The sequence below is a fragment of the Salmonirosea aquatica genome (assembly GCF_009296315.1).
GTDB classification, from domain to species: Bacteria; Bacteroidota; Bacteroidia; order Cytophagales; family Spirosomataceae; genus Salmonirosea; species Salmonirosea aquatica.
The window spans coordinates 5,553,817-5,574,510 of sequence record NZ_WHLY01000002.1; the positions used below are offsets into that span (position 1 = coordinate 5,553,817).

General features: G+C 48.0%; 24 protein-coding genes. 2 read left to right on the forward strand and 22 right to left on the reverse strand.

Going from position 1 to position 20,694, the window contains the following annotated elements; genetic code table 11:
• Positions 1–120: 120 nt before the first annotated feature.
• The 16 genes from GBK04_RS23895 to GBK04_RS23955 all read right to left on the reverse strand — a co-directional run bounded on the left by GBK04_RS23895 (position 121) and on the right by GBK04_RS23955 (position 12,703).
• Positions 121–900, reverse strand: coding sequence for a DUF6438 domain-containing protein (locus GBK04_RS23895; protein ID WP_152764080.1), 780 nt, complete (start codon positions 898–900; stop codon positions 121–123).
• 73 nt (positions 901–973) lie between these two features.
• On the reverse strand, positions 974–1,657 hold the full coding sequence (locus tag GBK04_RS23900; RefSeq protein WP_152764082.1) for a hypothetical protein: 684 nt from the start codon (positions 1,655–1,657) through the stop codon (positions 974–976).
• An 85-nt stretch (positions 1,658–1,742) separates the two neighbouring features.
• The gene (locus tag GBK04_RS23905) at positions 1,743–1,814 is read right to left on the reverse strand and encodes a nucleotidyltransferase domain-containing protein (protein ID WP_152766355.1); all 72 of its coding nucleotides are present in this window, start codon (positions 1,812–1,814) and stop codon (positions 1,743–1,745) included.
• 214 nt (positions 1,815–2,028) lie between these two features.
• Positions 2,029–3,069: a RelA/SpoT-related domain-containing protein gene (locus GBK04_RS23910; RefSeq protein ID WP_152764084.1), complete on the reverse strand. Its 1,041-nt coding sequence runs from the start codon at positions 3,067–3,069 to the stop codon at positions 2,029–2,031.
• A 243-nt stretch (positions 3,070–3,312) separates the two neighbouring features.
• Entirely contained in the window at positions 3,313–3,702 is a 390-nt protein-coding gene (locus tag GBK04_RS23915) for a HEPN domain-containing protein (RefSeq protein ID WP_152764086.1), read from the reverse strand.
• On the reverse strand, positions 3,699–4,007 hold the full coding sequence (locus GBK04_RS23920) for a nucleotidyltransferase domain-containing protein (protein WP_152764088.1): 309 nt from the start codon (positions 4,005–4,007) through the stop codon (positions 3,699–3,701). The genes GBK04_RS23915 and GBK04_RS23920 overlap by 4 nt, the downstream gene beginning before the upstream one ends.
• Positions 4,008–4,108: 101 nt before the next feature.
• The gene (locus GBK04_RS23925; RefSeq protein WP_373331293.1) at positions 4,109–5,383 is read right to left on the reverse strand and encodes an SGNH/GDSL hydrolase family protein; all 1,275 of its coding nucleotides are present in this window, start codon (positions 5,381–5,383) and stop codon (positions 4,109–4,111) included.
• Positions 5,380–5,886 (reverse strand): SGNH/GDSL hydrolase N-terminal domain-containing protein, encoded by a 507-nt coding sequence (locus tag GBK04_RS31040; RefSeq protein ID WP_373331294.1) that lies wholly within the window; start codon positions 5,884–5,886, stop codon positions 5,380–5,382. Before GBK04_RS31040 ends, GBK04_RS23925 begins: the two co-directional genes overlap by 4 nt.
• Before the next feature lie 75 nt (positions 5,887–5,961).
• Positions 5,962–6,879 carry an NmrA family NAD(P)-binding protein gene (locus GBK04_RS23930; RefSeq protein WP_152764090.1) on the reverse strand — a complete coding sequence of 306 codons (918 nt, stop codon included), beginning with the start codon at positions 6,877–6,879 and terminating at the stop codon, positions 5,962–5,964.
• 125 nt (positions 6,880–7,004) lie between these two features.
• Positions 7,005–7,595, reverse strand: coding sequence for a succinate dehydrogenase/fumarate reductase transmembrane subunit (locus GBK04_RS23935; RefSeq protein ID WP_373331295.1), 591 nt, complete (start codon positions 7,593–7,595; stop codon positions 7,005–7,007).
• A gap of 61 nt (positions 7,596–7,656) precedes the next feature.
• Positions 7,657–8,394, reverse strand: coding sequence for a porin family protein (locus GBK04_RS23940; RefSeq protein WP_152764092.1), 738 nt, complete (start codon positions 8,392–8,394; stop codon positions 7,657–7,659).
• An 83-nt stretch (positions 8,395–8,477) separates the two neighbouring features.
• The gene (locus tag GBK04_RS23945) at positions 8,478–8,882 is read right to left on the reverse strand and encodes a DUF3592 domain-containing protein (RefSeq protein ID WP_152764094.1); all 405 of its coding nucleotides are present in this window, start codon (positions 8,880–8,882) and stop codon (positions 8,478–8,480) included.
• Between the two features lie 110 nt (positions 8,883–8,992).
• Positions 8,993–9,115 carry a hypothetical protein gene (locus tag GBK04_RS31045; protein WP_373331296.1) on the reverse strand — a complete coding sequence of 41 codons (123 nt, stop codon included), beginning with the start codon at positions 9,113–9,115 and terminating at the stop codon, positions 8,993–8,995.
• A 114-nt stretch (positions 9,116–9,229) separates the two neighbouring features.
• On the reverse strand, positions 9,230–9,385 hold the full coding sequence (locus GBK04_RS31050) for a hypothetical protein (protein WP_373331297.1): 156 nt from the start codon (positions 9,383–9,385) through the stop codon (positions 9,230–9,232).
• A gap of 4 nt (positions 9,386–9,389) precedes the next feature.
• A complete protein-coding gene (locus GBK04_RS23950; protein WP_152764096.1) occupies positions 9,390–9,917 on the reverse strand; it encodes a hypothetical protein in 528 nt (175 codons plus the stop codon).
• Between the two features lie 71 nt (positions 9,918–9,988).
• On the reverse strand, positions 9,989–12,703 hold the full coding sequence (locus tag GBK04_RS23955; protein ID WP_152764098.1) for a TonB-dependent receptor: 2,715 nt from the start codon (positions 12,701–12,703) through the stop codon (positions 9,989–9,991).
• A gap of 85 nt (positions 12,704–12,788) precedes the next feature.
• Between GBK04_RS23955 and GBK04_RS23960 the strand changes: the two genes are divergently transcribed.
• Positions 12,789–14,585: a family 43 glycosylhydrolase gene (locus GBK04_RS23960; protein ID WP_152764100.1), complete on the forward strand. Its 1,797-nt coding sequence runs from the start codon at positions 12,789–12,791 to the stop codon at positions 14,583–14,585.
• 77 nt (positions 14,586–14,662) lie between these two features.
• On the opposite strand, the gene GBK04_RS23965 is transcribed toward GBK04_RS23960, so the two are convergent.
• The 6 genes from GBK04_RS23965 to GBK04_RS23990 form a co-directional block, all read right to left on the reverse strand.
• Positions 14,663–15,481 (reverse strand): sialidase family protein, encoded by an 819-nt coding sequence (locus GBK04_RS23965; protein WP_152764102.1) that lies wholly within the window; start codon positions 15,479–15,481, stop codon positions 14,663–14,665.
• Positions 15,482–15,798: 317 nt separating this feature from the next.
• Positions 15,799–16,530, reverse strand: coding sequence for a hypothetical protein (locus GBK04_RS23970; protein WP_152764104.1), 732 nt, complete (start codon positions 16,528–16,530; stop codon positions 15,799–15,801).
• A gap of 154 nt (positions 16,531–16,684) precedes the next feature.
• Positions 16,685–17,185 carry a hypothetical protein gene (locus GBK04_RS23975; protein ID WP_152764106.1) on the reverse strand — a complete coding sequence of 167 codons (501 nt, stop codon included), beginning with the start codon at positions 17,183–17,185 and terminating at the stop codon, positions 16,685–16,687.
• Between the two features lie 292 nt (positions 17,186–17,477).
• On the reverse strand, positions 17,478–17,957 hold the full coding sequence (locus GBK04_RS23980; protein ID WP_152764108.1) for an RES family NAD+ phosphorylase: 480 nt from the start codon (positions 17,955–17,957) through the stop codon (positions 17,478–17,480).
• Positions 17,957–18,460, reverse strand: a complete 504-nt coding sequence (locus tag GBK04_RS23985) for an Xre family toxin-antitoxin system antitoxin (protein WP_152764110.1) — start codon at positions 18,458–18,460, stop codon at positions 17,957–17,959. The genes GBK04_RS23980 and GBK04_RS23985 overlap by 1 nt, the downstream gene beginning before the upstream one ends.
• A 207-nt stretch (positions 18,461–18,667) precedes the next feature.
• Positions 18,668–19,156, reverse strand: a complete 489-nt coding sequence (locus tag GBK04_RS23990) for a DM13 domain-containing protein (protein WP_152764112.1) — start codon at positions 19,154–19,156, stop codon at positions 18,668–18,670.
• Positions 19,157–19,363: 207 nt separating this feature from the next.
• On the opposite strand from GBK04_RS23990, the gene GBK04_RS23995 reads away from it, so the two are divergent.
• Positions 19,364–20,647 carry a Gfo/Idh/MocA family protein gene (locus GBK04_RS23995; RefSeq protein WP_373331298.1) on the forward strand — a complete coding sequence of 428 codons (1,284 nt, stop codon included), beginning with the start codon at positions 19,364–19,366 and terminating at the stop codon, positions 20,645–20,647.
• Positions 20,648–20,694: the final 47 nt, after the last annotated feature.

A 20,694-nucleotide genomic window follows, 5' to 3' on the forward strand; every position in this document is an offset into this window, starting at 1 on the left:
CCAATGTCGTACAAAGCAAAAGCGTTTGGCATTCGGGCCGTTACAAACGGCCTTCTATTATTAGGGCGCAGTCTCCGTCGGAAGACTACGCTCAACGAGGAGGGGGGCGTGCTGCTTCTGCTACTTAATGAAATTTATGTCAAAGGGTTCTTGTGCCTTTGTCAATTCAACCTTTTCTGATATTTTAAGCAAATACCAGATCAACTCTTTGGTTACAGCGGGTAGGAAAGGATTCTTTAAGTACTTTATTTGGCCGTTATAATGAACTTCAAGCGTGTAGGTGGGAGCATCCATTACATGTTGTTCCCAGGTCTTCAATTTATCCAGTTCAGACAACTTCAAAATGTCAAGTAGAGAACGGAACAAACTATCGGGAACTGCACCCGTGTGGTACCCTTCTTTAATGGCGTACATACCACCCATAAATAGTAATTTTTTTTCTTTGTCTATTTGTAATTTTAAACTTGGACAGGTACCGTGACACGTTGTGGATCTGAATTTTATTACCTCAAAATCCAGGGTAGGTTGATGCACTAAATGCCGCTCACGATACTTTATTGTTTTCTTACCTCCTGTAAGTGTAAGCGCATTGGAGTCGAGCGCCATTAACGTCAGATTTGTGTCCGTCAACGTGGTGATCAGGAAATCATAGTTTCTTATATGCTCTATTGCAAAGCTTTCATTCGAAAGCGTATAGTGATCATATAGACGAAGTGTGTCACCCAATAGGTAATACTGTTTTTGCGCCCGGTAGTTTCCAAATACTTCAATATCTACCCTCTGACTATCAATCTTAATGTATTCAAGCTCGTCGCCGACCCAGGCCTTTTTTATGTCGACGTTTTGGGCGGATAGGGTACCCCAAAGTAATGTCAATAGTAATGTGAAAGGTACCTTCATAGGATGGTGTGTAAAAGCTCGTAAGGTCTGTGTACTAAGGTGATGGGTTAACTTAGAGTGTAAATATCATTGATTATTTACATAGAATTTCAAATCGGTTTTTTAAGAAATGAACAAATTTAATATCCCTATTCAAATCTCTTCCCATAGCACCTAAAAGTATTTTAATGACTTTGTCATCTTTGGGAGTTGTAAAGTTTTGCTCTACTTCTTCTATTTGACTTTTTCTTTTTATTAGATACTCACTAGAAATGTTAATATATTTTTTATACATATTACAAACTTCTGGGTGTGAATTAAATGGTTCTATTTTTAATAATCCATAAGCGTAAAGTCCGGGATTTACTCCGCTATTTTTTGTCATTTCTTCCATGTAATTACGGATTTTTTCACTTGTTTCTTTATCAATATAACTAGAATCTATGAAATGCAAAACCAAGATTTGAGAAGCAATTTGCTTATAAATATCCTTATGAAGATTTTCTTTTAGTGATGATGCTACACTTTCGTAGGAAGAATCTATACGTTGATAATTGAATTTATCTTTATGAATTATATAGTTACCAGGTGATTTAGGAAGTCCAATAGAATCTAAAAACGATTTTTGTAATTCTTCATTTTTAATGCTTTGAATAAGGTTTAATTTATCAAAAGTATAGCTTAGTTTAAGTACTGGCTCAGGCAGTGAGTCTGTCTGGCAAAAAGATTTACTTAAAGATATACTACAAATCAATACTATTGCTATTAAATAGTTCATATCAAAATATCGTTATCAAAGTGAATTGAATTTTATAATGAATTCAATTTTACTTAGTAAAAATACATTGATCCTTTTTCAGAATCTAACCTAAATTTGCTAGAATATCAATATCGCTACTAGCAGTAAAATTATCCCGCACGACCGAACCGAACATGATACTTGCTCACTAATTCAGGTTTGAGTTGTGTGAAAATTTGCCGGATGGATTGGAAGTTGGCCATAGCTAGGAATTTGTATTTTGCTGGTAGGTAGCTGATTGTTGGTAAAAGTACCATCTACTGTATAGGAATTCTCCGCTCGGCCGTTACAAACGGCCTTTTATTTTAGGACGCAGTCTCCTTTGGAAGACTACGCCCAACGAGGGGAAATTAGATAGTAATTATTTCCTTTAATGTTCTAATAAATTCCTGTGTATCAAGAAAGTAACTTGGATAAGCTTTTCGAAGTGAATCTAATGAATTTGAAGAAACAAGAACTACTTGTCTCTTGTTAGAATCTGTAATAGAAGTTTCTTCTTTCAAATAGTCTGCTGATGCCTCTTCAATAGCAGTCCTCGAATAAGTTTTAATCCTAACCTCTTTATTCTTAACATCTAAAACCACTAGATGTAAACTGCCCTGCCTTTTATCAGTTTCAATATTAGCGATTACATTACTAAAAGCTTCTAATTGATTAATTACTTGGAGATAATTTGCATCCTTTCTTACCTTTTCGAAGACTTCATCTCTTGTATAATGTGAGTATCTTAATAGATTAGGAGTATTTTCAATGTACGCAAAGGCATTACCTACAAGTGAGAAAAAATCTAGCCACTCCATAGGGCCTTGGCTTGATTTTAATGAATGATCGATAAAGGTTCCCATTGTTTCAACAGCAGTTGCCCATGCGTGTTGTAGCCTAGTTCTAATTTGCAACTCGACCATTAAATTATCATAGTTTGGATTGATTGAGTTCTTGTACTTATAAACTATATGAAAGCATCTATACCCAGAATCTTTTGGATTTTGAATATAATCTTTCTCATTCTTTATTTCATGTTGTAATCCAGCTTTTCTGTAAAGTGTTACGATAGTATTTACATCATTCATAGTAGGTAAAATTGCTCGAATTCCCCCAATATCTTGCATCTGTGAAAGTCTCATATTCTGAAATCTTTCTAGTTTTAAAATTATTGATGGCGTTCTTTTTAACCGCTGTGACACCAAATACTCAATGCCAGTTTTATTGAGTTTTTTTCTTAGTGTTGCCTGAAATGTATTTATTGGATAAGCGTGGCATGAACGAAAATTGCCAAGCGCTTCTAAGGCTTGGTCCCGCTGTAATTGCGTAGATGATGGATTAGCCAGAATATTTCCCGCATCGTCAATTTGTCTCTTTGAAAATATTAAAATGTTGTCTTTTAGAGCCATAGTGTTTATTATTGACTACACTTTAAGCATAAGCTGTGTCGCATAGCCCTTTCAATTACAAATAAAAAAAGCAAATTACTAACAACCTACCTCCCCCCAAACGCCTTACTCAACCGAAGGTACCCCTCCGCATTGGGATGCAACCCATCCGAAAACAGCGCCTCGTCGAGGGTACCATCGGCTTTCAGAAGCACCTTTTATAACCATCGCACTACGCCGTTTCCCACAGCACCTACCCAAACCTCAAATTTCAATCTGTTTTCGTAATGCTAGTAAGAATTGCCTAACCTCTTCAAGCAGTGGCAAAATTTCATTTTCCGTAAACTCCATAAAATCATCATAGTCACTTTCGTGACGTTTGTTCATTAGGTTTGAATATAAATTGCTGTATTCTCTATTTAGGATTCCAGTTTTGATATACTGCTTAAAGAATTCTGTTCTGACCCCGTTGTGAGTCGAAGCTTCAATTTCGTCCTTTGCCAGGAGAGCCGTCACAGCGTAAAAGCTACAGTAGTAAAGCCTATTGGCAGCACCGCCCCAGAAGCCATTTTGCATTAAAAATTCGGCTTCATCAAATGTGGTTGCTGATTTTTCAAGACGATAACGTATCAAATCTTGTTTATGATAGCTCATAACTCTACCCCGTCTTTTGAAATATTGTTGTAGAGCGGGGTTACCTGGTAGTCAGACCATTTGTCCTGAGAAAAAATAATAGAACTAATAACCTCTTCTGCTTCCAATTCTGTTTCAAGTAGTACTTCCCTGATCCTTTTTTTCAGGTACTCATCTGCCTTACGGGAAGTCAGAATCAGGAAATCCCAATCCGAGGTTGGTATATAATCTTTACGGGCCCTTGATCCAAACAATATAATCCTTGCTTTCGGATCAATTGTCCTGACTGATACCTTCACCCTTTGTGTCAAATCTGAGTGATTCATAAGGAATTATATAAAATTCAATTTCTAATGATTCTAATCCGTGGGCTGTGTATCTAAGCCCCATATCAATCCGCCAAACCCTAAAGCAATATACATAAAACCTACCGCCCTCCAAACGCCTTACTCAGCCGAAGGTACCCCTTCGCATTGGGATGCAGGCCATCCGAAAACAGCGCCTCGTCGATGGTTCCATCCGCTTTCAGAAGTACCTTGCCGGCGTCGAGGTACCCTACGCCCATTTCCTTCGTCAAAGTAGCCAATTTTTTGTTCAGTTCCACGACCCGTTGCTCTTGCTTGCGGCGGGGGTACACGCCTACCATCGTGAGGGTCGCCGTGGGTTGGCGCTGGCGGATGGCCTCGATGAGTTGCCGCCAGCCGGTCAGGATTTCCTCGTCCGTATTGAGCTGGAAATTGTTGGTGCCGATCATCACGTAAATCTGCTTCGCGGCGTAGCCATCCAGCTCGCCGTGGTACACGCGCCAGAGTACGTTCTCGATGCGGTCCCAGCCGTAGCCGAGGTTGCGGGTATTCTGCGGTTCGAGCACGGCGTTCCACGATTCCGCGCCGGCAGCGCGGGGACCTTTGGGGAGTCCGCCCCAAAAATGCGTGATCGAATTGCCGATCATCAGCACGTTCGGTGGTGTTTCGCGGTTCATGCGCAGGATTTCGCGGTGCCGGGCGTCCCAGTCATAGTTGCCGGGTTCGCGCAGCTGAATCACCGGGCGGGTGGTGCTGAGGGTACCCTGCGGCTCGCGCAGGATGGTGCGCAGGTGCTTTTCGTAGCCCTCGGCGTAGCGCATCATGCCCAGGTCGTTGGGGTGGGTACCGTCCACCATCGTCTCGATGCCCTGGTTAAAATCCGCTTTGGGAATCAGGTACAGTTCCTTGACGCCCTCGGCTTGTAGCTGGACAAAGGCCGCTCGGAGTACCTCGTTGGGTTCCGTGAAGCGTTTGCGGCTAGTGGGGTTGATGGCCTCGTCGGTATAGCCCGCGTGTTCGGCCAGCACAATCGGCGTGGCCGGATGCTTTTGCCGCAAAGTACGTACCGCGTACAGAATCCGGCTTTTGACGGTGTCGAGCGGGTACTCGTCCTGATTCACCAGATTGGGCAGGCAGTCCAGCACAAACACCTTGGCGTCGATCTCGTTGACCACGCTCAGTACCTCCTGTTCCAGTCGCCCGTTGCCCGAGAAACCGAGGTTGATCAGCGGGTCGTCGAGCTTGCGCGAAAGAATCGTGGGCCACGCCATGCCGGGGCGGGATGCGCAGGCACCCTGCATGATGGAGGTACCATACAACACAAGTGGCTTGTCGGGGCGGACGGGCAGGGGCGTAAACAGGGTACCCTCGGGTACCCCCACTTCCAGCCACTTCACCGAATTGTAGAGGGTAGGTAAAGTCGGTACTCGCGGCCCATTTTGTGGTAGGCGTCGTTGGGCTCGAGGTTGCGGAAGTAGTACTCGATGGTATCGCCGAAGGCGTACTTCCCGGTACACCAGCGCCAGTCGCCATCGCTCGAAATCGCGTACAGATCCACGCCGCTGACGCCCGTGGCGGGCATGTGGGGCAGCGCCTGCCGGCCCTCCACCACGTACCGTACCTTGATCTGATCAGAATTGGCCCGGAACCGTAGCATCAGCCCGGCCGTTTGCCGCGACAGATTCCAGACCGGCGCGCGCACGGTACCCTCGGCGCGGGCGGGCAGGCGGTCGTAGAAATTTTTCACGTCCTGGGGCCAGGCCTGTCCTTCCAACACCGGAAAGGCAGCCTCAGTGGGATTCCACCATAGAAAGTTGGGGGTAGGAGGGGCGGTCGTTTGCGCCTGCACGGCCAGGGCAAAAAACAAAAACGGAAAAAGCAGGGTACGGCGGAGTTTCATAAGAAGGCAAAATCTTGGATGGAATACCTACCCAAGAAGCCCTGAAACCTCCTTTTCTAATCTAGCCCGTGGTTTTTAACTCTTTTCCTGCACATGGCGCGCAATAACTTCCTGCACGCGGGTCCAGCGGATGCCGGGGTAGCGATCGTTGTCCAGCGAGGCCAATTTGGCGCGTCCGCTGAGCATGTTGCGCAGGTACTGCATGCCCTGCCAGGGCGGAAACACCTCGTCTTGAGCAGGCATCAGCGTTTTGGTCACTTTGATCATCACATCCAGGGTACCTAAGCCACCTACCCGGAATAGTTTGTAGGCATCTCCGGTCGCCTGACTCGCGGCTTCCTGCAAACCCCGGGGGCTGAGTACATCCCCGGCAATACGCAAATCGCGGGGCGTGGTCGGGTCGAGCGCGGCGGAAGCGGTGTACTCGGCGGTGTTGGCGATGGTGGTGAAGTCCATGAGTTGGTCGGCATTACCCCAGAACACGATGCGTTTGAACGGATACAGCACTACCGGAGCCTGCCCGGTGAGCAGGTCGGCAAACATGCCGTTGAGGATGGAGGTACCCTGAATCGGTGCCTTGTCGAGGCGTTCGCGGAATTCGCGGCGCAGGTCGAGGTTGCGGTTGGTACCTTCGGGCGTTTGAGTATAATCGATGCAGTAGTCCGACGGAATGAACCGGGGTACCCCGGCTTCGATCGCCGCATTCAGTAGCTTCGTTTGGGTATTCACAATCACCTCCCGCAGGCCCGAGAGCGCTGAAACGATACACGTACCCCCCTGACAAGCGTGCGTTAATTGGGGCAGGCTGTCAAAATCGACTTCGGCGATGGTCGCTCCCAGTTGCCGCAGCGCGTCGATTTCGTCCCGCTTGCTCGCGGGACGCACCAACACCCGCACGGGGGTACCTTTTTTAAGGAGAATACGGGCGATGCGGCCGCCCAGGTCGCCAGTGGCTCCGGCCAGGATGATGAGGGTTTCGTCGGGTTTGGGCATTGAAATGAGGTTGATTGGTGAGTGGTCTCATTCCAACTCCCTGCCGTGCGATAATGTTGGAGAACCTGTCAAAGTAATTGGGAAATGCGCCAACCTACGTGTGCTTTTTAATCAACTCATTGACATCAAGGCATTTGTAAACCTCTGAAATAACCCGTCAGGCCGAACAGGATCAGGAACGCGGCTAAAAGGCCAAGCATCATAATCCCATAAGACTGCTGTTTGGGTGAGATCCCCAATACTTTTGTGGACATTTTTCTGGTGTGAAGTGCGGCCAGATGTCCGAAAAAGGATAGAATACTCAGACCATAGTACGGAATAAAAAACAGGTTCAAGGGGAAACTATTGAGACCCGCCGCTCCGAAATAGATGTTCGTATCGAGATGCAGCGCGTGTCGCCCCACCATGACCGCGCTCAGGTGGACTACGAAGAAAAACGCCAGGTACAGGCCCGTCCAGTGTTGCAGTTTTTCAAAAAATCCCATGGCCGTCTTTCGGTCAGCCAGAAACAGCCTGGTACCCGAATAGATTTGCATCCCAATGGCGGCGAGCAAAACGGTTTCGACCAACACGTTGCGATAGGAGGGACGAAGTGCATCCATCAGGCGGATATGCGCTTCTGGCCCCCACAGGCTGGCGAGGTGATTGACCAGGTGAGCGACGACATACAGGGCTATGAAAATACCCGAAATACGATGGATGGTCTTTAACCGCACAGCAGGATGGGGCAGGGGACAGTAAGTCGGTTGAAAGATACCCCAAAGTAAATAAATTCGCTTAAAACCGCACCGTGGCCCCCAGCGCCGCGTAATTGATCCAGGTAAAGTTGTATACCGACTCCACATCGGCCCCGCCTTCCACCACGCGGTATCCCGCCCGTAATCCCCAACGCGGCCCGAGCTGGTAGCCAAGCCCCAGAAAGACATCTTCCGCGCGTCCCGGTCCGCCCGCCAGGGCATCGGCCTCCATAAGCGCCTGCCACCGTTCCGAGATACGGAATTCAGCCAGCAGATTGAGCAGCGGCACGAAGCCTACGTTACTGAAATGCGTGTCCTGCGTGTCAGACATGAGGCGCACGTCGGCATCGCGGATTTTGGCGGTGAAACCTACCCCCAGCCGGAAGCGATTGGTTCGTACCAGCCTGTAGCGGTAGGTCAGGCGGTAGGAATTGAACTGGTACAGGGCAGTCACGGGTTGCCCAGCGGCAAAGGCCTGTCCGTTAAAATTGACTACCCGGTCGAATGTTCCTTCGTAGGTAGCCGTCAGGGGCGCGTAGAGGGCCGTGATGGTGTGGCGGTCGTTGAAGGTGTAGCCCAGGCGCAGGCGGTAGTAAGCGAGGGGCGTTATGTCGAATTCTTTGCCCAAATCGAAGCGGGTGCCGCTCGTGTTAGGAATGCTGATTTTGTTATAAGGGGTACCAAAGACTATGCCCGCCTCCGCATCAATCCAGAATTGGGCGTAGGTAGAAGTGATTGGTAGTAAAGCGAATAGGAGCGCGTAACGAATGATTTTCATGGAGGATGCTTTTCGTTTTTGCTTTTTGTGCTTAATGAAAAAGCGTACTCCACAAAAAGCAGACCACTACTGCTCTTTAAATCCTACAATTCGCCCGTATTGATACTGTGTTGAATGAGAAAGCAGGCGGCGATGGAAAATAAAGCAATCAACCCGGTGAAGATTAGCTGAAATATAAACCCTTTACCGGAATCGAGCTGTATGTCGGCAGGATTCTGCTTGTTGTAATACAGGGGTAGCTGCTGACCAATCTGGTAGGGCATGCCTGCCACGGTAATCCGCAGGCCGACGCTTTCACCCGTTTCCACAATGGTATACTGGATGATGGCCGAATTCAAACTCTTGCCCGTACTACCCGACACTTCCCGGATGGTACCCATGACGTGGGTACCCTGTTCTTTCATCCGCTTCACCGCTCGAATTCTGGACAGGGTTATGACCAAGGGTACGAAACCCAGAATCACGATGACGGTGTAGGCAATAAACATAAGAATCGAGGATGGCTTGCGGTAATCTGTTCCAGGTTTTCAGGGAGATAAACGTTAATGATACGCCAAATAATCGAGTAAGCAATCCCAAAACTTAGGAGTACAGAAGTTTAGCCATTTACTCCCCTCAGTTTTCTGAAATCAAATTTCCACCCAATGACCGCCGATCCATAGGCCGAAATAGCGTTGGCATCCGTCAGGTTGGTACCTCCCAGTCGTAGCAGACTTTTCAAAGCCGGAATCCAGTAGCCTAGCTGAACTTTGTTTCCATACGCTTTATTCGGCGTAATGTTTTTGGGAATACTGACTACGTTGAAGTGATAGAAAACGGTTAGTCAAAGATCAGGCTACAACAGAAGCTGTGGCTGGTCTTTTTTGAATTTCTTTTTCAATGCCAACTTTCTCTTGGCAATAAACTCACTTAATTCTTTTTCCCTTTCTGGGGTTAGCGGCTTGCTGTCAATGACAAAATCAATGCCATCGGGTTCTTTGATATATCCCATAATGCTAAGGCTTAAAATATTTTAGAACTAGTTTTTCGGCAGCTTTTGAATCGATAATCATCAAACCTCCCCCAATATGTAAGGCGCCGAGCGTGTTTGTATAATGTTCTATCAATTTCGTTTTTGATTCAAATGATACAAATCCTTCTCCACCCCTCTGAAAGGATAATTTACAAGCAAAAGCTACGAGATTACCAGGCACCCCTTCATATATTTTACCGTTGCCAAGGTTAAAAGGGGCGCTTTCCAAGAGAAACATATAGACGTGGTCGGGTTTGATGGTCAAACTAATCAGTCCCTGTATAATGTCGAGATTATCGACGATAGTCAGCTTATAGATTTCCCGGTCTAGTCTTCCAAACTCATATTTCCAATCGAACAACCATCCGGATTTCTTTGTGATGTTTTTCAAATCACTTTTTGTAAGAAGCGATACTTCAGTTCTGAAACTATCGCCACTGATCCGGTTAAGGATCGAATCGGTAAGTCTATCGATATTGATTTCAAATAAATAGGAGTTTGGTTTGGCCATATTCAAAGGTACAAAATTCCATAGCTACGTGCCAGACATAAAATTCCCAAGTTATATTTTATAATCCAACGTTAAATCCCCACCAGCCACCCCACGTATATTACCCGCCCGATGGCCGCCGATCCATAGGCCGAAATGGCGTTGGCATTCGTCAGGTTGGTACCTCCCAGCCGCAGCAGACTTTTCAAAGCCGGAATCCGGTAGCCTAGCTGGGCGTCTAGGGTACCGTAGGCCGGGATGAAACCTTCGTCGAAGGGCATAAAGAAAGTGTAGCCCGTTTGGTAGCGATAGTTGAGGCTGTATATGAATTGTTTATAGGTACCATCAACCCCCACATTCACTTTGTGGGTAGGGGTGTTGAAGCCCAGGATCAGGCCGGGTACGTCGGCTTCGTTGATCTGCGACCAGGTGTAGTTGCTGTACAGATGGAGTTTTTTGGGCGTGTAGAAATCCGCGGCCAGCACCACGCCCTGGGTCTGAACGGTCTGTTCAGCGTTGGCCCACACCTGAATCAGGCGGCCGCGGGTACGGTCGGTGGCGGGCTTGGTAAAATCACCGGATGCGGGAAAGGGGGTACCTTGCACAGCTAAGCCATCCTCCCGGCCGTAAAAACGGAGGGTACCTATGAAATCCTGATAGCGAGAGCGGTAATAGCTGGCATCAACGTAAAACCCTTTGAATAGTTGCGCCTTGTAGCCAATCTCCCAGGTATTGGCCTGCTCGGGCGACAGGTTTTTGATGGTTTGCGGTTTCAGATAATCAGGATTAGGCTGGCCATTAGGAAGCGTAGAAACGGCGTTGAGGCCCTGAAACCCTTTGTCGATATTTCCCATCACCAGTAGTGAGCCAAAATCGAGGTAGATGTACTGGTCGAGTTGGGCGGGCTGGCGGTAAGCCTGGGCGTAGCTCAGCCTGATGTTATGCTCGCGGTTCTCGCCCAACGAAAGTACCCCCGACGCCCGGGGGGAGAAGCGGGTACCGAAGTTGCGGAAATTATCGACCCGTCCGGCAAAGGCGAGGCGCAGGCGATTATTGAGCAAATCCTGCCGGATTTGTCCGTATGCGCCACCCTCGTAGTTGACGATCCGGTCGCGCAGTTGGACGTCGTTGGTACCCGGCGCGATGGGCGATTTATCGCCATCGGCCAGCAAGGTACCCGCCGAGCGCAGGCGGTGGGTACGGAACGATGCCCCGGCGACCACATGCGTCGAAGGGGTAAGTTGCCATTCTTTCTGGGTACTCAGATCGTAAAAACGTGCCGTGTTGGCAAAGGCCGCCCCGCGTACCGTCCGCGCACCGTTGATTTCGATGGTACCCACCCCGCTGACAATCTGCTGACGCAGATCATTGAACGCTTTACTACCGGCAGGCAACAGTACGCCGGAGGCAATCTGCGAAGCCAAAGCCTGCGCTTCAGCGATGCCCAATCCGCCTGGTACGGCTTGGCTGAGTTGGTAGGGCTGCGGGACGTTACCGTCGGGATTGGCGGCGTAAATGCCGTCGAGGGTAGCGTTAGCGGGCAGACCGTTATCGCGGGCGGCTCCAAAAATTTGATTCCAAAGCGCAAAGTAATTCTGGCCGTAGGTCGGGTACTGCCCGCCGCCCGGTTTGGCGGGTGCCATCACGCTGCCCATGATGCCGTTGCCCAATGAACTCAGGTCATAGGCTTTGCCGCCATAATCATACACCGTATAGGCGCGTACGAACCAGTCTTTGCCCCGCAATTCGGCGCGGTGGAGGTCGTACTGCATGGCGCGCTGGGCGTAACGACTGCTGCTCTGGAAAATGCCATTACTGAACGTATAGCGGTATTCGTACACGAACCTGGTACGTTCGTTGATTTTATAATGCAGGGCGGGATTGATCCGGATATTCCCGGCTTTGTAGCTATCGCCCCAAATCGTGAACAAATCACCCGGCGCTTTGGCCCATAGCAAATCGCGCTCGGCGTAACCGGGGGCGTAGAGGCGGTAGGGTTGATTGTTGTTTTTGGCGGTCAGTACCGTGTTGGTTACAGTGGTACCGATGTCGCCAAAACGGTTGACGGCATTCCAGCCCAGGGGCGAACCCTCGGCGTTATTGGCCGGATCGGCGCCGGCCAGTCCACCCGAAGTGACGCGCTGGATGGCGGCGTCGCTGGATGCGATGAATTCATCGGCCGAGAAATAATTGGCGTTGATCTTGAAAGCCAGTTTGTCGCCAATCGTTTTCGCGTAGCGTACCTGAAAATCTATCAAGTGACGGCTACCACCCCGCAGCGAGGCCGTCAGACCGGGCGTTTGGAAAGGGTCTTTCGAATGCATCAGGAGTACCCCATTGAGGGCATTGGAGCCGTACAGGGCCGAGTTGGCCCCGTGGACCACGTCCACGCTTTCCAGATCCAAATCCGAGATGCCCACCCAGTTGCCGTAGTAGAGCGAAGCGGTAGGGGAGGTGACGTCGACATAATCGGCGAGTTGCACCACGCGCTCGGCTTTGTTGCTATTGAAGCCGCGCGTGCTGAAACTGGAAATGAGCCAGCTCGACTGGCTCACGTCGATGCCCTTGTATTTGGCCAAGCCGGAAATCAAGTCTGTGGCCGCGTTGCGCTGTAATTCCACGGCACCGATATGCTCCACCGTGACGGGGCTTTCCATCACGCGCTCGGCGGTGCGGGAGGCGGCGACGGTAATCTGATTGAGGGTACCTCCATCCCGACTCGTTGCCGTAGTGTCGGTTTGGGCGTACGATAAAAAAGAAAGAAAAAGAAAAAGGACGGATAGGGTACCGGCGTGACGAAAATGCATAGAATTGGGCTTTGATCCAGGGGCCAAAGATAGATACTGTTCCTTCATTTAGTACTTTTGAACTACGTACCTATTTCTCGACCCCATGAAAAAGAACTTACTACAGGCGCTGATTCTGTTATTTCTGGCCACTTTTTGTCCGGTATCGTATACTTCGGCCCAAACGACCTATTGCAATCCCATCAATCTGGATTACGGCTACACGCCCATCCCCAATTTCTCAGAGTGGGGGCGCCACCGCGCTACGGCTGATCCGGTGATCGTCAACTATAAGGGTACCTTCTTTCTGTTCAGCACCAATCAGTGGGGGTATTGGCATAGCAAGAATATGTCGGACTGGACGTTTCATTCCCGGCGCTTCCTCCGGCCGTGGAACGATGTGTATGATGAACTGTGCGCCCCCGCTGTGGGCATCGTGGGCGATACTATGCTGGTGTTCGGCTCTACATATACCGGCGAGTTCACGATCTGGATGAGTACCAATCCTGAAGCGAATGAGTGGAAACCCCTGGTGGAACGCTTCGGCATCGGCGGCTGGGACCCCGATTTTTTCACCGACACCGACGGGCGATTTTATATGTACAACGGCTCAAGCAACCGCTACCCGCTCTATGGCATCGGACTCAACCGCCACACCATGGAACCCATCGGTACCCGCAAGGAAGTGTACCTGCTGGAATCGTGGCGCTACGGCTGGCAGCGGTTCGGTGAACACATGGACGATACCTTTCTGGATGGTTTCATGGAGGGCGCGCACATGACGAAGCATAACGGTAAGTACTACCTGCAATACGGTGCGCCCGGCACCGAGTCGAGCGGCTATGCCGATGGCGTGGCAGTAGGTACCCATCCGTTGGGTCCATTCCAGAACCAGAGCGATCCGCTGAGCATGAAGCTGGGTGGTTTTGCGCGCGGGGCGGGGCATGGGTCTACGTTTCAGGACAATGACCAGAACTACTGGCACGTGTCGACCATCACGATCAACCGGAAGAATAATTTTGAACGGCGGCTGGGGATCTGGCCGACGGGCTTTGATCAGGATGATGTCATGTGGTGTAATACGGCTTATGGGGATTATCCGCATTTTTTGCCTTACAATACCGGAGATATTTCTGCTGATAAAGACGGGCTGGAAGCCGCGCGGCGGACCGTCCGTACCACAACCACATTTACAGGGTGGATGCTGCTGAATTTTAATAAACCCGTGCGGGCCTCGTCGGCCTTGGGAGGGTACCAGCCCAACCTGGCCGTGGACGAGGATATCAAGACCTATTGGAGTGCCAAATCCGGCGACAAGGGGGAGTGGTTCGAAACCGATTTGGGCGAACTATCGACCGTCAACGCCGTACAGATCAACTACGCCGACCAGGATGCTACCTCGTTGGGAAAAGTGACGGATCAGTACCATCAGTACATTCTTTATCATTCCAAAGACGGCAAAAAGTGGGAGGTACTTGTGGACAAATCGGCCAATAAAACGGATGTACCTCACGACTACGTCGAACTTGCCAAATCCGTTTCGACCCGGTACCTTAAGCTGGAAAACGTTCACATGCCGCAGGGGAAGTTTGCGTTGAGTGGTTTTCGGGTATTTGGTAAGGGGGCCGGGCCGAAACCCGATGCGGTGAAGCAGTTCATGGTACTTCGCACCGAGAAAGACAAGCGCAGCGCCTGGATTCGCTGGTCGCCCGTGGATGCTGCTCAGGGATACACCATCCACTACGGCACGGCGCCCGATAAGCTCTACAACAATATCATGGTACTTACTCACAACGACTACTGGTTCAAGGCCATGGATTCCAAAGCTACCTACTACTATACCATCGAGGCCTTCAATGAGAACGGCATTTCGGAGCGGTTTCCGATTTTGAAAGTGGAGTAGTAGGGGTAGCTTTGGAGAAATTTTGTTTGATCAGGGGACCTTTGCTGAAATGGTGTATAAACGTTAACCTGAAATTCTCAACACCCCCCACTTCGGAGTATGGCATAAATTACATTGCCCGAAACGGATAAATTGAAGACCTTATCTCCGATTGCAGGAAGCAGCAGTTGCCAGGTTTTTCCTTGGTCTGAAGATCTGAAAATGCCGGTTGGATGACCACAAAACAGGTCTTCACCCACCTGAACAATGGAAGCAATGGAGAGACTTGCCGGCAAGCCAGCATCAATGGGCTGCCAGGTTTTGCCGCCATCGTAGGAGGTGCGCACTCGTCTGGTCTCCGACTCGGTATTATACGTGATCGCCGCGAATCCGCCTTTGATGCGTTCAACTGCGATGCCCACACCGCCCTCACTAATTACCAAATCCCAGGTTTCACCCGCATCGGTCGACCGGATGATTCCCTTTTGGCTGGTCGCCAGAAGTACCCCGTTGGCCTCTACCGATTTCATGGCCCCGCCTCCATCAAAGAGACGGTTCGTGCCTCCGAGCATTTCAGAAACAGTACTTATAAGACTCGCTTTTTGCCAATAAGGAGCCGTGGCATTGGATTGACTGTGATAGATCCCATTTTCGGTACTTATATAAAGCTCACTGTCTTTTTCAACGAAACCATTCCGCTCGATACCCTCTTCCTGCAAGTTCGCAGGCAGCCCGGCGCTGATGTCCTGCCAGGTCTGTCCGCCATCGGTAGATTTAAAAATGATGTTTGCAGCTACGGCCTTATCACTTTTTTGTGTTAGCTGACTATTGGGGAGAAGAGATGACTGGGTAAATTCTAACGTCTGATCCAGAACAGATGCGAATTGAAAAAGGAGCAAAAAAGCAAGGGTATTCATGGCTAGATTTGGTTTGGTGAAACAATGCTGTAAAGCTATGGGACATCGGCTATACTGCCCGCCTTTCAATTGTAAAAAGATGTAAAGGGTATGTAAAACGTTGCAAAACCACCGAAAACTTTACCCATTCGCCATGAGTTGACTGCTGGATATATACAGTTTTGGATAAAGCCGTTTCAAGACGGGAGAGGACGATAACTTGTAGGTTACTTGTTACAGATTTGTGATAGGTAGAGAATCAACAGTTTCATTTGAAAATTGATTTTGAATATTGGAATTCAAATAATATGGCGAAAAACCTATGTTTATAGTAGATTTTATTTGTTTACTTTTTCTATATATTTCCCTTTAAATTTTTCAAAATGAATTTTTATTCTTTCAATGGTATCATTTTTACAATAAGGATTACAATAACCATGCTTAAAACTATCAAATTTTGTAGAATTTTGAGTAATAATATTTCCATTTATATCAAAACAAAGTCCAAAAATATTAATTCCAACATACTTTGGTAAGTCTGTTTTTAAAATTCGTTGATATTGCGTTTCTACACTGAAAAGTGGAAATGGGTCAAAAGTAAATATTTCATTAATATTTTCAAGGTTCGGTAGATATTGTAAATGAATAGGGTTTATTGGTTGATTCATACATACTTGGATTAGTCCAATAAGCGGAAAACCATCGTTAACTAATCCTAGCGTTTGCGTTGAACCTAATGAATTTGAGTTCCTCCTAATATTATCATTGGTTGGTCTCACGACTTTTAGTTCATAAGCACTTGAATACTCAAAAAATATTCTCCCTTTACTAGAGGGAACTATTAATATGTCTATGTCGCCCGGTTTTTGATCCTTCTCAAATCCAAGTTCAGTTCTTAAAATTTCCTTTGCAATATAATACTTGTCAAAGTTTAATTCATTTGTTCTTGGTACGTTTGTGACCTCCCAAAAAAAATCAAGATTACCATAAGTGCAATTGGATTTTTCAATAATTAAGTCAATTACTTGACTCTCTTCTAATCGTTTTTCAATATAATCTCCTGTTTCCAATTCTTAAATAATAAGGTTTTAAAATTGCCATAAACGGACATGATTTGCTATTGAGTTGGTATTCTGTGCGCTGTCAACTTTATTTAAGTGTTTTTAATAAAACCTAGCTTCTTAACCAGCCGCTATTTCGACCAAATGATTTTATGCGCATATTTTAAATACTTAGAGCTTCAAAAAGTCCATAATATGACTCTTTCTGAATTCGTTCTTTCTCAGCTATTCGCTTAATAGGTTCTTTGCGAAGATGAAAAAGAATGCCTTCTTTCCAGGCCGACCAAACTACATAGGGAATTCTATGCTTTCTAAACCACAAGTACTCTTCGGAGCAAAAATTTAGATAATCGACAATTAGTTTTTCATCCACTTCCAAAGTATTATCTACTATTTCATTTAGTCTCTCATTGAATTTTTCATCATATAAGTTGTTGAACTTTTCAAACAATTCTTTGAATATCTTGTCCTCCTCAACTTTATATTGTCTTAATCCTGTTGATATTGATATAGTTGCAGCTAGGCAAGCCACAATAATTTCGATCTTCTGTCCGAAGATATAGTAAAAGCATATACCCAACCCCAGGCCTAATATATTAATTAGGTAAAGGTCCCAATGCCGGAGTCTGTAATGGATATTTTGTTTATTAATCTTGGTTTTCATTTTATCCGAAATGATCTATTGAGACTAGTTACGCCCTATTCTCGAATATGCGAAAGTTTTGTTGTGACTTTTGTATTTATTTAAGCTATACTGATAATATTTGGTATTTTACTGGTCGTTTATATGAACAAATATGAAAAGCTCCAAATAGCGTTTATATATTTCCTTACTTATGGGCTAAGCCACAACTTAGCCAAAGTAACGTACCTACCCTGATACAGGTACGTACATACCTTCAAATATCTATTCCTTAATAAATAGCTCCGCCAAGCCCATACGATTGGAAAAGTACTTAATTTTCCCTGCTTTGCCCAAACCGCTGGTCAAATCGTAGCGGTACTTTTGAAATTACGGTAATCTTTTTAGCGTCCGGGTGATTTGGGTTGATCAGGTAGTTGAATTCGGGAGGGACAATACTACTGGGTACCTTGAGTACTGCCGCATTATTTTCATAGACAAAATCATCCCCAATAAATTGGGTTTCCAGAATCGGTGGCTTGGCGTCCCAGTTTTCGGGCAGGTCTTCGAGGCGCAGTTCAAGTATTGCAACGTCGTCAGGGATATTAATCTCCACGTAGTGGCGGTCTGTGGGTAAATCCTCGCTGAGATCCAAGTGTACGGAAACTTCCAGCATAGCCAGGGCCCGGGATTCGGCGGTATAGACCAGGTAGGTATTCAGGCTATTCCAGCGGTACCCTTCCGTGAGCGCGGCCCCGATTCCTTTCAGGGTGGCGTCCAGGTACTTTTCCCTTTCAATTCTGTATACCCGCATCAGGCCAAATTGCCGTATTCCAGCCTATTGAGGCTATTCTTGACTTCCTGAATTCCCGTCAGGGAATCAAAGAGACTTTCCGGCGTAGCGCCCCCAAGGGCAATATTAGTTTTTTTGAGCCAGCGCTGGAATTTTTCCTCTTCATGGTTAAAGACCTCTATCCCAAAATCCAGCAACTCGGTCAGGACCAGAATCACCTCACTATCTCTTCCACTCAGCAGGTCTTTGTCCTTCTTCTTTTTATTGTAGGTAGTTTGAGGTACCCCAAACAGGTTTAAAAGTTGTTTCACGGGTAAATTGGCCCGCCTACTGATCACTTCGATCGTTTCGTAGGGAAGTCCTTTCCGGATGAGACGCACTCTATCCATTTGGGTAGCCCATACATAGGTACCCTCCGTAGCTTCCAGGCGCCACTCGCGGCTTCCGGCTTTCATTGCCCTTGCCCGTTGAATGCTTTTCCGGGGGTTGTACCTCCCGGCATTTTTTTCTGCTATGGTCTCCATGACAACAAATTTGTTATGAAGATACAGCATATTTGCTGCAATGGCAAATATGCAGTGAATAAATTTGAAAGTAATAGTCAGTTGAGATGACAGGTACCCTCAAGTTCGGTAGATTGGAAAATTAGAATTGTTAAGAATTTGATAGTCAGTAGATAAATGAGATTGTGTGCAAGTTGCGTCGATGACATTAGAATGAAGGGCAGGAAGCTACATCTGAGCCGGAGCCATAAGTTCCGCCGAGCCGAACAAAACACTGAACCGCTTGCACCAGATCAGTACCTGCTTGCGTTTGGCTACCTCGGCGTTATCGGGCAGCGTCAGGTAGAAATTTCCCGTATTTTTCAACTCCACCAATTCGATGAAATTATTGGCCTTTGTATCTTCGGCCAGGTATATACGTAAGTCGGGTCCTTCGTCGGTTTTGAAACTGTCAAACACTAGAGTATAGGTTGTTCCCTGCCGATACAGTTTTACCGTACCGGAGGTAGGATGACCACCATCCTTGAATTTACCCTCCGAAACCAGCGTTTGGGTAGTGGGATCGAAGGTGGTGCTGCCCGAAGAGGTACCTCCAGTCGAGTCACCGGGCGTGATATTGACATTGTCGGCGGGCGTCAGTTCCTTGTTCTTACAGGACATAACCGCCACTAAGGCACAAACAAGCAGTAGGGTAAAACTTTTCAGGTGATACTTCATGAGGTATATAAAATTTAATAAAAGCACGAACTGTTATTTCTATTACGTGGCCAACCGCCTGATTGGTTGCGTGGCAGATAGCCGAAACCTACCTGTATAACGAACTGAGAATAAGGTACCCCTTTATTTTTGCAATAACCAGTAAACGCAGGCCGAATTATTGTGGACTTGATGGTGAAACCAGTATTCACCAGTCGATCCATTCCCATGAGCGAACCCCAGCCAACCGATCCGGTACCATCGTATCCCGTACCAACATACAGTGCCTACCAGGTACCCGACGGACCCAAGGTACCCACTTCGCCGCCCTATTCACCGCCGGCGGAGGTACCTGCGGCTACGGATAAGCCCATCGAACTGGAAACCTGGAAGTCGGATGCCGACCGGAAATCAGCCGGGGTACCTACGCCGCTGCCCGCGGAGGAGCGGGTGGGTTACGCGCTTGTGGGGTTGGGTCACCTCACGCTGGAGGAAATTCTGCCCGCCCTGAGTACCTGCCGGAAGTCAAAATCGGTGGCGCTGGTGAGTGGTAATCCGGAAAAATTACAAAAGGTAGCACGGCAGTACGGCATCAAATCCGAAAACTGCTTCAGCTACGAAACCTACGACCAACTGAAAGACAACGCGGAGGTACAGGTCATCTACATTGTGTTGCCCAACTCCATGCACGCCGAATTCACGATTCGGGGCGCCCGGGCCGGCAAGCACATTCTGTGCGAAAAGCCCATGGCCAACTCCGTGGCCGAGTGCCAGGCTATGATCGATGCCTGCCAGCAGTCCAACCGCAAGCTTATGATTGCTTACCGGATTCAGTACGAGCCCTACAACCGCTACGTGCGCGAGCAGGTGCAGAAGCAGGAATTTGGCAAGCCCAAGTTTGTGGATGCCTACAATTGTCAGTCGTCGGCCAACCCCCGGCATTGGCGACATATCAAGGCGCTGGCGGGCGGCGGTGCGCTGCCCGATATCGGGCTTTACTGCCTCAATACCACCCGTTTTATTCTGGGCGAGGAACCCGTCGAGGTGTCGGCCTACGTGCATAGCGATCCTGACAATCCGCTGTTCCGGGAAGTGGAGGAGGTATGTACCTGGCAAATGAAATTCCCCAGCGGCGTCATTGCCCAGTGCGCCACCCACTACAATGTCCACGAAGCGCGGCAGTACCGCGTCATGACCGAGCGCGGCGGATACGAACTGGCTCAGGCCTACGCGTATTCGGGACAAAAACTCACCACCTCGCGAGCCGATGGCGCCATAGTCCGGCAGGAGCAGGTGAGTATTACGCCCAAAAATCAGTTCGCCATGGAAATGGATGTGTTCTCAGCTTGCATTCTCGAAGACAAGGTACCTTACTCCGGTGGTGAAGAAGGGTTGCAGGATCAGCGGATCATGGAAGCAATCTATCAGTCCGCACGGGAACGCCGGCCCATTCCTCTGCCTATTATCGAGAAAAAGGATGCATTTCGGGGGCAGGAGCCGGAGTTAGATTAGGGGCTGAGGGGATACAGAAAAGAAGAAATTTGCCAGGGTAGGAAGTT

Excerpts from the sequence above, each read along its gene's own strand:
- GBK04_RS31050 (WP_373331297.1), bottom strand. The coding sequence starts at position 9,385 with ATGGGATATATCAAAGAACCCGATGGCATTGATTTTGTCATTGACAGC.
- GBK04_RS23900 (WP_152764082.1), bottom strand. The coding sequence starts at position 1,657 with ATGAACTATTTAATAGCAATAGTATTGATTTGTAGTATATCTTTAAGT.
- GBK04_RS23945 (WP_152764094.1), bottom strand. The coding sequence starts at position 8,882 with ATGTTTATTGCCTACACCGTCATCGTGATTCTGGGTTTCGTACCCTTG.
- GBK04_RS31040 (WP_373331294.1), bottom strand. The coding sequence starts at position 5,886 with ATGAAACTCCGCCGTACCCTGCTTTTTCCGTTTTTGTTTTTTGCCCTG.
- GBK04_RS23960 (WP_152764100.1), top strand. The coding sequence starts at position 12,789 with ATGAAAAAGAACTTACTACAGGCGCTGATTCTGTTATTTCTGGCCACT.
- GBK04_RS23930 (WP_152764090.1), bottom strand. The coding sequence starts at position 6,879 with ATGCCCAAACCCGACGAAACCCTCATCATCCTGGCCGGAGCCACTGGC.
- GBK04_RS23980 (WP_152764108.1), bottom strand. The coding sequence starts at position 17,957 with ATGCGGGTATACAGAATTGAAAGGGAAAAGTACCTGGACGCCACCCTG.
- GBK04_RS23955 (WP_152764098.1), bottom strand. The coding sequence starts at position 12,703 with ATGCATTTTCGTCACGCCGGTACCCTATCCGTCCTTTTTCTTTTTCTT.
- GBK04_RS23915 (WP_152764086.1), bottom strand. The coding sequence starts at position 3,702 with ATGAGCTATCATAAACAAGATTTGATACGTTATCGTCTTGAAAAATCA.
- GBK04_RS23950 (WP_152764096.1), bottom strand. The coding sequence starts at position 9,917 with ATGGCCAAACCAAACTCCTATTTATTTGAAATCAATATCGATAGACTT.
- GBK04_RS23985 (WP_152764110.1), bottom strand. The coding sequence starts at position 18,460 with ATGGAGACCATAGCAGAAAAAAATGCCGGGAGGTACAACCCCCGGAAA.
- GBK04_RS23990 (WP_152764112.1), bottom strand. The coding sequence starts at position 19,156 with ATGAAGTATCACCTGAAAAGTTTTACCCTACTGCTTGTTTGTGCCTTA.
- GBK04_RS23910 (WP_152764084.1), bottom strand. The coding sequence starts at position 3,069 with ATGGCTCTAAAAGACAACATTTTAATATTTTCAAAGAGACAAATTGAC.
- GBK04_RS23975 (WP_152764106.1), bottom strand. The coding sequence starts at position 17,185 with ATGAAAACCAAGATTAATAAACAAAATATCCATTACAGACTCCGGCAT.
- GBK04_RS23995 (WP_373331298.1), top strand. The coding sequence starts at position 19,364 with ATGAGCGAACCCCAGCCAACCGATCCGGTACCATCGTATCCCGTACCA.
- GBK04_RS23965 (WP_152764102.1), bottom strand. The coding sequence starts at position 15,481 with ATGAATACCCTTGCTTTTTTGCTCCTTTTTCAATTCGCATCTGTTCTG.
- GBK04_RS23920 (WP_152764088.1), bottom strand. The coding sequence starts at position 4,007 with ATGAATCACTCAGATTTGACACAAAGGGTGAAGGTATCAGTCAGGACA.
- GBK04_RS23940 (WP_152764092.1), bottom strand. The coding sequence starts at position 8,394 with ATGAAAATCATTCGTTACGCGCTCCTATTCGCTTTACTACCAATCACT.
- GBK04_RS23895 (WP_152764080.1), bottom strand. The coding sequence starts at position 900 with ATGAAGGTACCTTTCACATTACTATTGACATTACTTTGGGGTACCCTA.